The sequence below is a fragment of the Pseudomonas sp. G3-19 genome (assembly GCF_054855875.1).
In genome coordinates, this window is sequence record NZ_JBMPIQ010000003.1 from 3,615,433 (window position 1) to 3,630,845 (window position 15,413).

Genomic DNA, 15,413 nt, shown 5'->3' on the forward strand with positions numbered 1-15,413 from the left:
GTTAACTGGCAAAACGACGACACTTTGCGTCTTATTAACGTGTTCTACGCTCCCTAGAATGGCTGGCATCTTTTCCTATACTCAGACGCGCATCCTGCGTCGGGTCGCCAGCAAGGTCAGCCATGAACAAGAACAATCGCCATCCTGCAGACGGTAAGAAACCCGTCACCATTTTCGGCCCGGACTTTCCGTTCGCCTTCGACGACTGGATCGAACACCCGGCCGGTCTCGGCAGCATTCCTGAACACCATCACGGCGCTGAAGTGGCGATTGTCGGCGCCGGTATCGCGGGTCTGGTGGCCGCCTACGAACTGATGAAGCTCGGCTTGAAACCGGTGGTGTACGAGGCCTCGAAACTGGGTGGCCGCCTGCGTTCGCAAGCGTTCAACGGCACCGACGGCATCGTCGCGGAACTGGGTGGCATGCGTTTCCCGGTGTCCTCAACTGCGTTTTATCACTACGTCGACAAGCTCGGTCTCGAGACCAAACCTTTCCCGAACCCGCTGACACCGGCCTCCGGCAGCACAGTGATCGATCTCGAAGGCAAAACCCATTACGCACAAAGCCTGAAGGATCTTCCTGCACTGTTCCAGGAAGTGGCTGACGCCTGGGCGGATGCACTGGAGGCTGGCTCGCAGTTCGCTGATATCCAGCAAGCGATCCGTGAGCGCGACGTACCACGCCTCAAAGAACTGTGGAATAAACTCGTTCCGCTGTGGGACGACCGCACGTTCTACGACTTCGTGGCCACTTCCAAAGCCTTCGCCAAACTGTCATTCCATCACCGCGAAGTGTTCGGTCAGGTCGGCTTCGGTACCGGCGGCTGGGACTCGGACTTCCCCAATTCGATGCTGGAAATCTTCCGCGTGGTGATGACCAACTGCGACGATCACCAGCATCTGGTGGTTGGCGGTGTGGAACAAGTGCCGCAAGGCATCTGGCGGCATGTGCCGGAGCGCTGCGTGCACTGGCCGGAAGGCACCAGCCTGAAATCCCTGCACCGTGGCGCGCCACGTTCCGGCGTGAAGAAAATCGCTCACGCCCCGGATGGCCGCTTTGCCGTCACCGACAACAACGGCGACACCCGCGAATACGCTGCCGTGCTGACCACCTGTCAGAGCTGGCTGCTGACCACCCAGATCGAATGCGACGAAACCCTGTTCTCGCAGAAGATGTGGATGGCGCTGGACCGCACGCGCTACATGCAATCGTCGAAGACCTTCGTGATGGTCGACCGGCCATTCTGGAAGGACAAGGATCCAGAAACCGGCCGCGACCTGATGAGCATGACCCTCACCGATCGCCTGACCCGCGGCACCTATCTGTTCGACAACGGTGACGACAAGCCGGGGGTGATCTGCCTGTCCTACTCGTGGATGAGCGACGCGCTGAAGATGCTGCCGCACCCGGTGGAAAAACGCGTAGAGCTGGCGTTGAACGCGCTGAAGAAGATCTACCCGAAAGTCGATATCGCCGCGCGGATCATCGGCGATCCGATCACCGTGTCGTGGGAAGCCGACCCGTACTTCCTCGGCGCATTCAAAGGCGCCCTGCCCGGCCACTATCGCTACAACCAGCGCATGTACGCGCACTTCATGCAGGACGACATGCCGGCGGAGCAGCGGGGGATTTTCATCGCCGGTGACGACGTGTCGTGGACCCCGGCGTGGGTCGAAGGCGCGGTGCAAACTTCACTCAACGCGGTGTGGGGCATCATGAAACACTTCGGCGGTTCGACACATAAAGAGAACCCGGGCCCGGGTGATGTGTTCAAAGACATCGGCCCTATCGCCCTGCCCGAGTAAGAGGAATCCCCGATGCGTGTAGCCCTTTACCAATGTCCACCGCTGCCCCTGGAACCCGCCGCCAATTTGCATCGCCTGCAGCAACTGGCGATGGAGGCCAAGGGTGCGGATCTGCTGGTGCTGCCGGAGATGTTCCTGACCGGCTACAACATCGGCGCCGAGGCAGTCAGTACGCTGGCCGAGGTCTACAACGGTGAATGGGCGCAACAGATCGGTCGAATCGCCAAAGCCGCCGGGCTGGCGATCGCTTACGGATACCCCGAGCGCACGGCCGACGGGCAGATCTACAACGCCGTGCAGTTGATCGACGCGCACGGCGAGCGCCTGTGCAATTACCGCAAGACCCATCTGTTCGGCGATCTCGATCGATCGATGTTCAGCCCCGGCGAAGATGATTTTCCGGTGGTTGAACTCAACGGCTGGAAGCTCGGCTTTCTGATCTGCTACGACCTGGAGTTTCCGGAGAACGCGCGACGTCTGGCCTTGGCCGGTGCCGAGCTGATTCTGGTGCCGACGGCAAACATGATTCCGTTCGATTTCGTCGCTGACGTTACCGTGCGTTCCCGTGCCTTCGAAAACCAGTGTTACGTGGCGTACGCCAATTATTGCGGGCAGGAAGGCGAGATCCACTATTGCGGACAAAGCAGCATCGCCGCGCCGGACGGCAGCCGTATCGCCCAGGCCGGACTTGATGAAGCGTTGATCGTCGGTGAGCTGGATCGACAGTTGATGGCCGACTCACGTGCTGCCAATCGCTACCTCAACGACCGTCGTCCCGAGCTTTACCATGCGTTGAACAAGCGCTGACCCCACCCAATCCGCTAGCATTGGCACTTCACTGTTCTGGAAGTGCCCATGCCTGCGCCGACTCACCCCCGCCCCCACACTGAAACCCTGCCAAACGGCTTGCGCGTGACCCTGCGTCAGGTGCCCGGCTTGAAGCGCAGCGCCGCTGCGTTGCGGGTGGCGGCCGGTAGCCATGATGTGCCACTGGAGTGGCCGGGGCTGGCGCATTTTCTTGAGCATTTGCTGTTTCTCGGCACTGAGCGTTTTCCTGCGAGTCAGGCGCTGATGGCCTACGTGCAAAGTCACGGTGGCCAAGTGAATGCCAGCACCCGTGAACGCACCACCGACTTTTTCTTCGAACTGCCGACCTCGGCCTTCAGTACCGGGCTTGAGCGCCTGTCAGACATGCTCGCCCAGCCGCGTATGAATCCGCACGATCAGTTGCGCGAACGCGAAGTGCTGGACGCAGAATTTGTCGCGTGGTCGCAAGATCCCACGGCTCAGCAGGAACTGGCGCTGTACGAGGGATTGCCGGCCACACATCCGCTGCGCGGGTTTCATGCGGGAAATCGCGACAGCCTGAAAGTTGAGTTACCAGCGTTTCAACAGGCGCTGAAAGATTTCCACCGGCAGTTTTATCGCACCGGACAAATGACGCTGAGCCTGGTCGGGCCGCAGAGCATCGAGGAATTGCGCGTACTGGCGCAGCAGTTCGCCGCCGTGCTGCCTGTTGGGGATAAGGTCGAGCAAGCAGCGCCGCTGCCATTGGCGGTAAAAAGTTATCAACAGGTCGGCGAGCGAAGCGGCAATCTGTTGTTCGCTTTCGAAGCGCTGCCCGACTCGTCCGCCGAAGCGCTGGCGTTTCTCTGCCATTGGCTGAACAGCGCCAAGCCCGGCGGGCTGCTCGCCCATTTGCAGCAACAACGCCTCGCGGACGGTTTGAAAGCCGTGCCGCTGTATCAGTTCGCCGGGCAAGCGCTGCTACATCTGCAATTCACCGCCCCCGCCGAATCCTTCAGCGTCATTCGTGAACAGTTTCTGGACTGGTTGAGCTTCTTTGCCGCGCAACAGGACTGGGCAGCGTTGCGCAAGGAATACACCAAGCTGCTTGAGCGTCAGCAGCAAATCAGCGGCGCCCTGCAACTGGCGCGGCTCGACAGTGAACAACACGAAAACGGTCTGTCGGAAAACGGCGTGGTTGCGCTCAAACAGATCCTGCGCGACATCGGCGTTGTGGATAACTTCAGCGACCATTGGCACCTGCCTGCCGCCAATCCTTTTCTAGGCTCCAACGAGCCTCTGGCCAACGCCGGCCTGATTCGCGGCCAGACCAGCGCCCATCGTGGCTTGCGGACTTTCGCTCAGGATCGCTCGCGCGGTCGGCGTGAGCGTTCGCCGATGCAGTTCAGCCAGGCGTTGCCGGATCATAGCGACCACGGCGCGATTTACTTGCGTTGGCAAACGCAGGCGGCGGCCGGCACAGATCTGCAAGGCAAGCTGCGACGCAGTCTGCGGGAAACGCAGGAAGACGCGCGGCAGGCCGGCGTCGAGTTGGCGTTCAGTGCCACCGGCACTCAGTGGCTGCTGAAACTGACGGGCTTGCAGGAGCCGATGCCCAGTGTCCTGGAGCACGCGCTGAAATGTCTGACGCAAATTGACGCCGATTCAGCGAGCGCAGAGGCAGAAACACCGTTGATACCGATCCGCCAGTTGCTCAAGGCGTTGCCTGAATATTGTCTGTCATCGGCCGTCGAGTCGCACGACGTCAAACAGCTGTGGACAACTTCGCGCTGGGACGGACTGGCCCTTGGCCTCAACACACAGACGCAATCGGCCATGGGCCTGGCCCTGAGCCGCATCCCCGGCACACCGGACAATCAATTGCCGGCAGCGCCGACGATCAATACGCAACATCTGTGGAGCCACATCGATAGCGTGTCCAGCGAACACGCCTTGCTGCTGTTCTGCCCGACCGCCAGCCGCGAGATCGCCGACGAAGCCGCCTGGCGCCTGCTCGCGCAACTGTTTCAAACCCCGTTTTATCAGCGCCTGCGGGTCGAATTGCAATTGGGCTACGCGGTATTCAGCGCCTTGCGACAGATGCATGGCCAGAGTGGATTGCTGTTCGGCGTGCAGTCGCCAGATACTGCGCCAGTTGAGCTGCTCGGCCATATCCAGCAGTTCCTCGAGGGCATTCCTGCGCTGATCGAAAACCTCGATGAAGAGCGTTTCAACGAGCAGCGCCAGTCACTCGCGGATCAGTTCGCTGAGAGTCATCTGTCCAGCAATGACGCCGCCGAGCTGCTGTGGCAGGCCAAGCTCGCTGACCACTCGTCGGATTACCTGGTGCAACTGCACACAGCCATCGGTCAACTGGAACGCTCGGCATTGCTGGCGGCAGCGCAGCGCTTGCTCAACGCCGAGGGCGGCTGGCGCTGCCTGGCCAGCGAATCGTCACCCGGCGCGCCGTGGCAAGCGACAAAATGATCATTACCAAGGCTGCAAGGAGCTTTCTCAAAGATTCACGGGCAATATCGTTGAAATTTTGAGTAACATAGCAGCCTAACTATTTGGAACATCCCGGCGCGGCCATGGACTATAACTATGGACAGCGCTATCCCACCCACCCAATGAGGAGTCACCCTATGTCCTGGACAAAACCGGCTTACACCGACCTGCGTATCGGCTTCGAAGTCACCATGTACTTCGCCAGCCGCTGAGTTCTGCCTACGCAGACTTGCAGTGCAACGCCTCGGCTCGCCGGGGCGTTTTATTTTCAGCGTTGAAAGATGGGAGCGTTCATGTTCGTCCAGATTCTGGGTTCGGCCGCCGGTGGCGGATTTCCGCAGTGGAACTGCAACTGCGTCAATTGCGCAGGCTTTCGCGACGGCAGCCTGAATGCCAAGGCCCGCACCCAATCGTCCATCGCAATTTCCGATGATGGCGTGAACTGGGTGCTGTGCAATGCTTCGCCGGACATCCGCGCGCAACTGCAGAGCTTCGCCCCGATGCAACCGGGCCGTGCACTGCGCGACACCGGCATCAGCGCGATCATCCTGATGGACAGCCAGATCGACCACACCACCGGCCTGCTCAGCCTGCGCGAAGGCTGCCCGCATCAGGTCTGGTGCACGGACATGGTTCACGAAGATTTGAGCACCGGTTTCCCGCTGTTCAAGATGCTTACCCACTGGAACGGCGGTTTGAGCTGGAATCGCATCGAGCTCGACCAGAGCTTCACCGTCGCTGCCTGCCCGAACCTGCGCTTCACCCCGCTGCCGTTGCGCAGCGCCGCGCCACCGTATTCGCCGCACCGTTTCGACCCGCACCCGGGCGACAACATCGGCCTGATCGTCGAAGACATGAACACCGGCGGCAAACTGTTCTATGCACCGGGGCTGGGCAAGGTCGACGCACCGCTGCTGGAAATCATGGCCGGAAGTGATTGCCTGCTGGTGGACGGAACGCTGTGGGATGACGATGAAATGCAGCGCCGTGGCGTCGGCACCCGCACCGGTCGCGAGATGGGCCACCTGGCGCAGAACGGCCCCGGCGGCATGCTCGAAGTGCTGGAGCAATTGCCTGAGCAGCGCAAGGTGCTTATCCACATCAACAACACCAACCCGATTCTCGATGAGGATTCGGCTGAGCGCGCGGAGCTGGCGCGGCGTAATGTTGAAGTGGCTTATGACGGCATGAGTATTGTGCTGTAGCGACCGGCCTCTTCGCGAGCAAGCTCGCTCCCACAATGGATCTGTGGCGTTCACAAACCCGGTGGGAGCGAGCTTGCTCGCGAAGACGTCCGAACAGACACCCAGGATTCCAACGGTTGTTCCCCGGAGAACCGCAATGACCGACACCCCGCTGTCCCCCAGCGAATTCGAAGCCGCCCTGCGCGCCAAAGGCGCCTACTACCACATCTACCACCCGTATCACGTGGCGATGTACGAAGGCCGTGCCACCCGCGAGCAGATTCAGGGCTGGGTCGCCAACCGCTTCTACTATCAGGTGAACATCCCCCTGAAAGACGCGGCGATCCTCGCCAACTGCCCGGATCGCGAGATCCGTCGCGAGTGGATTCAACGCCTGCTCGACCACGACGGCGCCCCCGGTGAAGACGGTGGCATTGAAGCCTGGCTGCGGCTCGGTCAGGCGGTCGGCCTCGACCCGGATCAACTGCGCTCCCAGGAACTGGTGCTGCCCGGCGTGCGTTTCGCCGTCGATGCCTACGTCAATTTCGCCCGCCGCGCCAGTTGGCAAGAAGCCGCCAGCAGCTCGCTGACCGAACTGTTCGCGCCGCAGATCCACCAGTCGCGTCTCGACAGCTGGCCGCAGCATTACCCGTGGATCGACCCGGCCGGTTACGAATATTTCCGCACTCGCCTGGGTCAAGCGCGGCGCGATGTCGAGCACGGTCTGGCGATCACGCTCGAGCACTACAAGACCCGCGAGGGTCAGGAGCGCATGCTGGAAATTCTCCAGTTCAAACTGGACATTCTTTGGAGCATGCTCGATGCCATGAGCATGGCTTACGAACTGAACCGCCCGCCGTATCACAGCGTCACCGAGCAGCGGGTCTGGCACAAAGGAATCACCCTATGAGTTTTGATCGCAGCAAGATCCCGACCTGGCGTCCCGGCTACCGTTTCCAGTACGAACCGGCGCAAAAAGGTCACGTGCTGCTCTACCCCGAGGGCATGATCAAGCTCAACGACAGCGCCGCGCTGATCGGCGGTTTGATCGACGGTGAACGCGATGTCGCGGCGATCATCGCCAAACTCGACGAGCAGTTCCCCGGCGTGCCCGAGCTCGGTGAAGACATCGAGCAATTCATGGAGGTTGCCCGTGCGCAGCACTGGATCGAACTTGCCTGAGGCATCGGTGCAAGTACCGCCAAAACCTGAAGTCGGCCTGCCGCTGTGGTTGCTCGCCGAGCTGACTTACCGCTGCCCGCTGCAATGCCCGTACTGCTCCAATCCGCTGGATTTCGCCGAGCAGGGCAAAGAGCTGAGCACCGAGCAGTGGATCAAGGTGTTCCGCGAAGCGCGGGAGATGGGCGCGGCGCAACTGGGCTTTTCCGGTGGCGAACCGCTGGTACGTCAAGACCTCGCCGAACTGATCCGTGAAGCGCGACAGTTGGGTTTCTACACCAACCTGATCACCTCCGGCATCGGCCTGACCGAGCAGAAGATCAGCGACTTCAAAAAGGCTGGTCTCGATCACATCCAGATCAGTTTCCAGGCCAGCGACGAGCAAGTGAACAACCTGCTCGCCGGCTCGAAAAAAGCCTTCGCGCAGAAACTGGAAATGGCTCGCGCGGTGAAGGCCCACGGCTATCCGATGGTGCTGAACTTCGTCACCCACCGGCACAACATCGACAAGATCGACCGCATCATCGAGCTGTGTATCGCGCTCGAAGCGGACTTCGTCGAACTCGCCACCTGCCAGTTCTACGGCTGGGCGCAGCTCAACCGTGTCGGCCTGTTGCCGACCAAAGAGCAACTGGTGCGCGCCGAACGCATCACCAACGAATACCGCGCCAAACTGGAAGCCGAAGGGCATCCGTGCAAGCTGATTTTCGTCACCCCGGACTACTACGAAGAACGCCCGAAAGCCTGCATGAACGGCTGGGGCAGTATTTTTCTGACGGTGACTCCGGACGGCACTGCCCTGCCCTGTCATGGCGCCCGACAGCTGCCGGTACAATTTCCCAACGTGCGCGACCACAGCATGCAGCACATCTGGTACGACTCGTTCGGCTTCAACCGCTTTCGCGGTTACGACTGGATGCCTGAGCCGTGCCGCTCCTGCGACGAAAAGGAACAGGACTTCGGCGGCTGCCGCTGTCAGGCGTTCATGCTTACGGGGGACGCGAGCAATGCCGATCCGGTGTGCAGCAAGTCCGAACATCACGGCGTGATTCTCAAGGCCCGCGAAGAAGCCGAGACCGCCACTCAGACCATCGAACAACTGGCCTTCCGTAATGAACGAAACTCACGCCTCATCGCCAAGGGCTGAGCCTTTCAGCGCCGCCCAGGCTGTCGCCGCCGGAATGGATTTCGCCGAACTGCAACTCGGTGCCCACGGTTTGTTCTGGAATGAATATCGCCCCGAAGATGCTGCGTGCCGGATCTGGCACTGGCGCGACGGCGTGGCGAAATGTCTGACGCCGGATGGCTTCAGCGTGCGCAGCCGGGTGTACGAATATGGCGGTGGCGCGTTTTGTCTGACGCCTGACGAGGTGGTTTTCGTCAATGAGGCGGATCAGCAGCTGTATCGGCAGACGCTGGACGGTGCGCCTGAGGCGCTGACTTCAGGCGAGTGTCGTTATGGCGATCTGCATTTTGCTTTCGGCCAAGTGCTGGCGGTCGAGGAACTGCGCGACCAGCATCGGCTGGTAGCGATTGATCTGGCCGACGGCACCCGGCATTTGCTGGCGAAAGGTGCAGACTTTTACGCTGCGCCGACCATCAGCCCGGACGGTTCGCGATTGGCCTGGATCGAGTGGAGTCGGCCGCATCAGCCTTGGACATCCACGCGATTGATGGTGGCCGAGCGTCTGGCTGAGGGTGGCTTTGGCGCACCGCGTTGCGTGGCGGGGGCTGACCTTGAAGAGTCGATCCAGCAACCGCGGTTCGACGCGAAAGGACGCTTGTTATGCCTGACTGATCGCGGCGGTTTCTGGCAGCCGTGGGGCGAAACGTCCGACGGTTTGCAGCGACTGTCCTGCGCCGAGGCCGATCATGCGCCCGCCCCGTGGCAAATGGGTGGCTGCACCTGGTTGCCGGTGGGCGATTCGTTTCTGGCGAGCTGGAGCGAAGGCGGTTTTGGTCGCCTGGCGCTCGACGGCGAAGACTTCACCGGCGACTACAGCCGCTTCCGCCATCTGGCGCTGGATCAGCAATTTATCTATTGCATCGCCGCTTCGCCGATCAGCCCTTCTGCGGTGATCGCCATTGATCGCGCTACCCGCGAAGTGAATGTGCTGGCTGGCGGTGTGGCGCCTTTGCCGGCGGAGTGCATCAGCCGTCCGCAGACCTTGCGCTACCCGAGCGGCAGCGGTGAGGCTCACGGCTTCTTTTATCCGGCGATGAACGATGAAGTGCGACCGCCACTGGTGGTGTTCATCCACGGCGGTCCGACCTCGGCCTGCTACCCGATGCTCGACCCGCGCATTCAGTACTGGACGCAACGCGGCTTCGCCGTCGCCGACCTCAACTATCGCGGCAGCAGCGGTTACGGTCGCGAATATCGTCAGGCGTTGCATCTGAGTTGGGGTGAGGTGGATGTCGAGGACGCCTGCGCAGTGGTGGCATATCTGGCCGAGCAAGGTCTGATCGACGGCGAGCGCGCGTTTATCCGCGGCGGCAGCGCCGGGGGTTACACCACGTTATGCGCGTTGGCGTTTCAGCAGGTGTTCCGCGCGGGCGCCAGCCTCTATGGCGTCAGCGACCCGGTGGCACTCGCCCGGGCAACCCACAAATTCGAAGGTGATTATCTCGACTGGCTGATCGGCGATCCCGAACAGGATGCCGAGCGCTACGCCGCCCGCACGCCGCTACTGCATGCGAGCAACATCCGTGTGCCGGTGATTTTCTTCCAGGGTGAACTGGATGCGGTGGTGGTGCCGCAACAGACCCGCGACATGGTCGCGGCGCTGGAGCAAAACGGCATCCCGGTCGAGGCGCATTACTACGCCGAGGAGCGCCATGGCTTTCGCCGCGCGGTGAATCAAGCGCATGCGCTGGAGCAGGAGTGGAAGTTTTATCGGCGGGTGATGGGGTTGGCGGACTAAGCACCGCATTTACATTTCAAAATAGCGGTGCCCCTATCGCGAGCAGGCTCACTCCTACAGTTGACCGTGTTCACAACACAAATCCCCTGTGGGAGTGAGCCTGCTCGCGACGGCTTTTTATCTGACTCGGCAATACTCAGCGCTTGGCGATGATGTACACCGCATGCACGATCCCCGGAATGTAACCGCACAGCGTCAGCAGAATGTTCAGCCAGAACGCCCCGCCGAACCCGACCTGCAGAAACACACCCAGTGGCGGCAACAGAATAGCGATGATGATACGAATGAAGTCCATGGGTCAGCTCCTGAATGGGGGTTGGCTCACATGAGCCATACAAGCTAATCGACCTGCGCCGTTCTTCAGGGTTCAGTGCAAACGCCATTTGATCGCCACCATCGGGCACAAAAAAACGCCCCACGCCAAAAGAATCAGGCGTGAGGCGTGCGTTATACCGCGAGACGGTTCTTCAAATCGGGTAGGAAACTTCAGCTCAGACGGCAATCCCTTTGCGGCATTGCAGTTGCGCGGTACGCACTCGCGAGAAGGCGCGGGCCAGGCGCAGGAGCATTTCGTCGATGTTGGCCTTGCTGACGCTGAGTGCCGGGGTGAAACGCAGGCAGTTGGCTTGCGGCGCGTTGAGCAGCAGGCCTTCGTGCAAGGCGGCTTTGACTACGGCATCGGCGGAATCCTCTGACAGGCTCAGTCCCCAGAACAGACCTTGCCCACGCAGTTCACCGTGGCCATAACGGTGCGCCAGACGAGTAAGTCCCTCGCGCAGGTGCTGGCCTAGGTCTTTGACCTGCTCGAGGAATGCCCGGTCCTGCACGCTATCAAGCACCACCAGGCCGGCCGCGGTCATCAGTGCATTGCCGTGATGAGTGCCGCCCAGTTCACCCGCATCAAAGCAGCAGGCCTTGCCACGGGCCAATAACGCCGCCAGAGGAACACCGCCGCCGAGGCCTTTGCCGAGCACAACGATATCGGCGCGCACGCCGTAGGACTGTTCGGCGAGCAATGTGCCGCAGCGCCCGATGCCGGTCTGCACTTCGTCGAGGATCAGCAAAATGCCCAATTCTCGGCACAGACGCTCGACGCCTTTGAGGTAATGCTCGGTGGCCGGAATCACCCCGGCATCGCTCTGGATCGGTTCGAGCATGATCGCCACGGTTTGCGCATCGACAGCCGCATGCAGCGCCGGTAAATCGTTGAACGGCACCAGATCGAAACCCGGCAGCAACGGTGCGAAGCGGTTGTGCAGGTTGCAACTGTCCGACGCGGAAATCGTTGCCAGGCTGCGGCCATGGCAACCCTGCTTCGCAACAATGATCCGCGAGGCGCCGCCACGATGCAGTTGGCCCCATTTGCGCGCCAGTTTGATCGCTGCCTCACAGGCCTCGCTGCCGCTGTTGAGCAGGTAAGCCTGATCGCTGGAGGTGCTGGCGCACAGGCGTTCGGCAAGGCTGAGCATGCCGCGGTTGTGCAGATTGAAACCGGGATTGATCAGCGCCTGGGCCTGACTGGCGATGGCTTTGACCAGCGCCGAAGGGCTGTGGCCGAGGCTGTTGGCGCCGCCGGCCTGGGAGAAGTCGAGATAAGCGCGGTCGTTGCTGTCCCACAACCAGGATCCCTGGCCACGCACGAAGACCTGCGCCGGTCGCTCGACGCTGGGCATCAGTCGCTCGGCATTCAGGCTATCGCCTGCCTGGGGTGGACCGGCCTCGAAAGCGAGGTCATCGAGACTCGGCGCCTGACGCCGCAGACTGAACAGATTCATTGCAAAAAACCTCGCTTGAGGTTTTTTGAACCGCCTATGCAAACACTGTCGAAGCAAACGCTATTCATCGCGCTCTCTGGCCCTGTAAGCCTTGTGATTGCGGTTAGACTAGGCTCACTGACGGCTTCGGGCCATTTCGATTTACCAGCATTTTCGATAAGCATTACTTATGGATTTCAAACAACTGCGTTATTTCGTCGCGGTCTACGAAGAGGGACATGTCGGCCGCGCGGCCGAACGCCTGTCGATTTCGCAACCGGCCCTGTCGCAGCAGATTCGTCAACTCGAACAGAACCTCGACGTCACGCTGTTCGAACGCAGCAGCAAACGCCTGTTGCCGACCCTTGCCGCGCACACGCTGTACAACCACGCCGTGCCGCTGCTCGACGGTTTGCAACGGGCGCGGGAAGCGCTGGGCAACTTCAAGGGGCAGGCCTTGCGTACGCTGGCGATCGGCGTACTGCAAACCGTGCACACCAGCCTTGTGCCGCAAATGCTCGAACGGGTGCGCAAGGCGCAGCCGCATCTTGTGGTGCAGATCTATGAACTGACGGGGCTGGAGATCGAGCGCCGTTTGCTCAACGGCTCACTGGACATCGGCATCAGCTACCTGCCGCCGCGCCAACCGGGGCTGCATGGCGTGATGCTGTACGAGGACGAACTGACGCTGGTCATCCCGGCGGATCACCCGCTGCGTGAATTCAAGAAGGTCTCGATGCGGCAGGCAGCGGAATTGCCGATGTTGCTGCTGGGCGAAGAGTTTCAGATCCGGCAGATCTGGCAGGCTCAGTTGACCAGCCTGGGTAGGCGCCCGCAAGTACAGGCCGAGCTGAACAATATGCTGGGGATTCTCGACAGTCTGCCGCACACCAAACTGGCGACGGTGCTGCCCGGGCGTTCACAGAAGGAATACGACGATGAGGATCTGTTGTGGAAGCCGTTGAGCGAACCACGGGTGCCGCTGAAGGTTGGGCTGGTGTGCCGCGATGTGCAACGCCAGCAGGCGTCTTTGGCGTTACTGCGCACATTGCTGGAAGAAGTGATTCAGCGTGAAGACAAACCGCTGAAAGCCGCGCCGCCACTGGATCCGCTGGCCTGATACTTTTCTTCAGGCAAAAGAAAACCCCGCCGAAGCGGGGCTTTGCAGACTGTTTCCCTGACATCCATTTCACTCCGCCACCCTGGCAGAATCCTACGTGTCCGTGTTGTTGCTTTGCGCTTCCTGCGCGACGTCCATGAGTTGTAGATTAGCTGTGGATCCAATCTTCGCCTATGGGAGAACAGCAGCACGTCATGTAAGAGAATGCTTACATGACGTTACATCATCAGAACTGCTCAGCATTCAGCAGGAACAGCGACTCGCTACCCGCCTTCACCGACGCGCTCAGCGAGTGGATACGCGGCAGCAGACGGGCGAAATAGAAGCGTGCGGTACCCAGCTTGCTGGCGTAGAAATCCTCCTGGGCTTCTTTGCCTAGCGCGGCTTTCGCCATCAGTGCCCACATGTAGGCATAAGCGGTGTAGCCAAACGCTTGCAGATATTCGACCGAGGCCGCGCCGATTTCGTTCGGATTGGTTTTCGCCCGATCCAGCAGCCACGCCGTCAGCTCGTCGAGGGTACTGACGGCATCGTTCAGCGGCTTGGTGAATTCGCCGAGGTCAGCGCTGGCGGTCGCGGTGAAGTGGCGGATCTCGTCAGCGAACAGCTTGTAGAACGCGCCGCCGCTGCCGACGATCTTGCGCCCGACCAGGTCCAGTGCCTGAATGCCGTTGGTACCTTCGTAGATCTGGGTGATGCGCACGTCACGCACCAGTTGCTCTTGGCCCCACTCGCGGATGTAGCCGTGGCCGCCGAAAATCTGCTGGCCGTGCACGGTGGTTTCCAGGCCCAGGTCGGTGAGGAATGCCTTGGCCACCGGAGTCAACAGTGCGACCAGGTCTTCTGCGCGCTTGCGAGTGGTCGAGTCTTCGCTGAACTTGGCGGTGTCGAGTTGCATCGCCACGTACGTGGAGAAGGCGCGACCGCCCTCGTTCGAGGCTTTCATGGTCAGCAGCATGCGACGCACGTCCGGGTGAACGATGATCGGGTCGGCAACCTTGTCCTTGTTCTGCGCGCCGGTCGGCGAACGGCTCTGCAGACGATCGCGCGCATATTCGACGGCGTTCTGATAGGAACGCTCACCGCTGGCCAGACCTTGAATACCGACGCCCAGACGCTCGTAGTTCATCATGGTGAACATCGCCGCCAGGCCCTTGTTCGGCTCGCCGACCAGATAGCCCACAGCTTCGTCGAAGTTCATCACGCAGGTCGCGGATGCCTGGATGCCCATCTTGTGTTCGATCGAACCGCAGTTCGCCGGGTTGCGCGCGCCCAAGCTGCCATCGGCATTGACCATAAACTTCGGCACCAGGAACAGCGAAATGCCTTTCGGGCCAGCAGGTGCGTCCGGCAGTTTCGCCAGCACCAGGTGGATGATGTTCTCGGTCAGGTCGTGCTCACCGCCGGTGATGAAGATCTTGGTGCCGCTGACCTTGTAGGAACCGTCGGCCTGCGGTTCGGCCTTGGTGCGGATGATGCCCAGGTCGGTGCCGGCGTGCGGCTCGGTCAGGCACATGGAACCGGCCCAGATCCCGGCGTACATGTTCGGCAGGTAAGCGGCCTTCAGCTCTTCGCTGGCGTGGGCGTTGATCGACAGGCAGGCGCCGGCGGTCAGCATCGGATACAGACCGAACGACAGGCTGGCGGAGTTGACCATCTCTTCTACTTGAGCCGAAACGGCCTTGGGCATGCCCATGCCGCCGTAGGCCGGATCGCCACCGACACCGACCCAGCCGCCTTCAGCGTAAGTCTGATAGGCCTGTGGGAAACCGGCCGGGGTGCTGACGGCACCGTCCTTCCAGTGGCAGCCTTCTTCGTCGGCCGCACGGCTCAGGGGGGCGATGCTTTTGCTGGTGACCTTGCCGGCTTCTTCGAGAATGGCTTCTACGGTTTCTGCATCGACAGTCTCGGCCAAGGCCGGCAGTTCGGCCCAGAGTTTGGCGACTTCGAATACTTCATTGAGGACGAAGCGCATATCGCGCAGCGGCGCTTTGTAGTCAGCCATGGCAAACCTCGCAAGATCTAAACAGGTGATTCGTGGAAGAGTGTTTTCGTTGAGGCCGAGTGTACCTCAACAACTTTTGCGACACATAGGGTCAACCGGTGACTGATTTGTTATTTTTGGTCACCAGCATTCAGAGATAAAACAAAGC

General features: G+C 60.8%; 13 protein-coding genes. 10 read left to right on the top strand and 3 right to left on the bottom strand.

Going from position 1 to position 15,413, the window contains the following annotated elements:
- Positions 1-122 precede the first annotated feature (122 nt).
- From ACOYXI_RS16680 to ACOYXI_RS16720, 9 genes are all read left to right on the top strand, one after another.
- Positions 123-1,805, top strand: a complete 1,683-nt coding sequence (locus ACOYXI_RS16680) for a flavin monoamine oxidase family protein (protein WP_098965925.1) — start codon at positions 123-125, stop codon at positions 1,803-1,805.
- A 12-nt stretch (positions 1,806-1,817) separates the two neighbouring features.
- The gene (locus ACOYXI_RS16685) at positions 1,818-2,612 is read left to right on the top strand and encodes a carbon-nitrogen hydrolase family protein (protein ID WP_041070017.1); all 795 of its coding nucleotides are present in this window, start codon (positions 1,818-1,820) and stop codon (positions 2,610-2,612) included.
- A gap of 48 nt (positions 2,613-2,660) precedes the next feature.
- Positions 2,661-5,078, top strand: coding sequence for a pyrroloquinoline quinone biosynthesis protein PqqF (gene pqqF / locus ACOYXI_RS16690; protein ID WP_461675064.1), 2,418 nt, complete (start codon positions 2,661-2,663; stop codon positions 5,076-5,078).
- A 158-nt stretch (positions 5,079-5,236) separates the two neighbouring features.
- Positions 5,237-5,311, top strand: coding sequence for a pyrroloquinoline quinone precursor peptide PqqA (gene pqqA, locus ACOYXI_RS16695; protein ID WP_003422658.1), 75 nt, complete (start codon positions 5,237-5,239; stop codon positions 5,309-5,311).
- Between the two features lie 81 nt (positions 5,312-5,392).
- Positions 5,393-6,304 (top strand): pyrroloquinoline quinone biosynthesis protein PqqB, encoded by a 912-nt coding sequence (gene pqqB / locus ACOYXI_RS16700; RefSeq protein WP_098965928.1) that lies wholly within the window; start codon positions 5,393-5,395, stop codon positions 6,302-6,304.
- A 136-nt stretch (positions 6,305-6,440) separates the two neighbouring features.
- On the top strand, positions 6,441-7,193 hold the full coding sequence (gene pqqC / locus ACOYXI_RS16705) for a pyrroloquinoline-quinone synthase PqqC (RefSeq protein WP_096796665.1): 753 nt from the start codon (positions 6,441-6,443) through the stop codon (positions 7,191-7,193).
- Entirely contained in the window at positions 7,190-7,465 is a 276-nt protein-coding gene (gene pqqD / locus ACOYXI_RS16710) for a pyrroloquinoline quinone biosynthesis peptide chaperone PqqD (protein WP_003228880.1), read from the top strand. Before pqqC ends, pqqD begins: the two co-directional genes overlap by 4 nt.
- Positions 7,437-8,609: a pyrroloquinoline quinone biosynthesis protein PqqE gene (gene pqqE, locus ACOYXI_RS16715; RefSeq protein ID WP_045121967.1), complete on the top strand. Its 1,173-nt coding sequence runs from the start codon at positions 7,437-7,439 to the stop codon at positions 8,607-8,609. The genes pqqD and pqqE overlap by 29 nt, the downstream gene beginning before the upstream one ends.
- Positions 8,575-10,386 (top strand): S9 family peptidase, encoded by a 1,812-nt coding sequence (locus tag ACOYXI_RS16720; protein WP_461675065.1) that lies wholly within the window; start codon positions 8,575-8,577, stop codon positions 10,384-10,386. The genes pqqE and ACOYXI_RS16720 overlap by 35 nt, the downstream gene beginning before the upstream one ends.
- Before the next feature lie 136 nt (positions 10,387-10,522).
- Here ACOYXI_RS16720 and ACOYXI_RS16725 read toward each other — a convergent pair whose 3' ends face one another.
- Both ACOYXI_RS16725 and ACOYXI_RS16730 read right to left on the bottom strand, forming a co-directional pair.
- Positions 10,523-10,681, bottom strand: a complete 159-nt coding sequence (locus ACOYXI_RS16725; RefSeq protein WP_003228885.1) for a YqaE/Pmp3 family membrane protein — start codon at positions 10,679-10,681, stop codon at positions 10,523-10,525.
- A gap of 196 nt (positions 10,682-10,877) precedes the next feature.
- Positions 10,878-12,161 carry an aspartate aminotransferase family protein gene (locus tag ACOYXI_RS16730; protein ID WP_461675066.1) on the bottom strand — a complete coding sequence of 428 codons (1,284 nt, stop codon included), beginning with the start codon at positions 12,159-12,161 and terminating at the stop codon, positions 10,878-10,880.
- Positions 12,162-12,330: 169 nt separating this feature from the next.
- On the opposite strand from ACOYXI_RS16730, the gene ACOYXI_RS16735 reads away from it, so the two are divergent.
- Positions 12,331-13,260, top strand: coding sequence for a LysR family transcriptional regulator (locus ACOYXI_RS16735; protein WP_096796669.1), 930 nt, complete (start codon positions 12,331-12,333; stop codon positions 13,258-13,260).
- A 226-nt stretch (positions 13,261-13,486) separates the two neighbouring features.
- Here the strand turns inward: ACOYXI_RS16735 and ACOYXI_RS16740 are convergent, their stop codons facing one another.
- The gene (locus ACOYXI_RS16740) at positions 13,487-15,265 is read right to left on the bottom strand and encodes an acyl-CoA dehydrogenase C-terminal domain-containing protein (protein WP_134787482.1); all 1,779 of its coding nucleotides are present in this window, start codon (positions 15,263-15,265) and stop codon (positions 13,487-13,489) included.
- Positions 15,266-15,413: the final 148 nt, after the last annotated feature.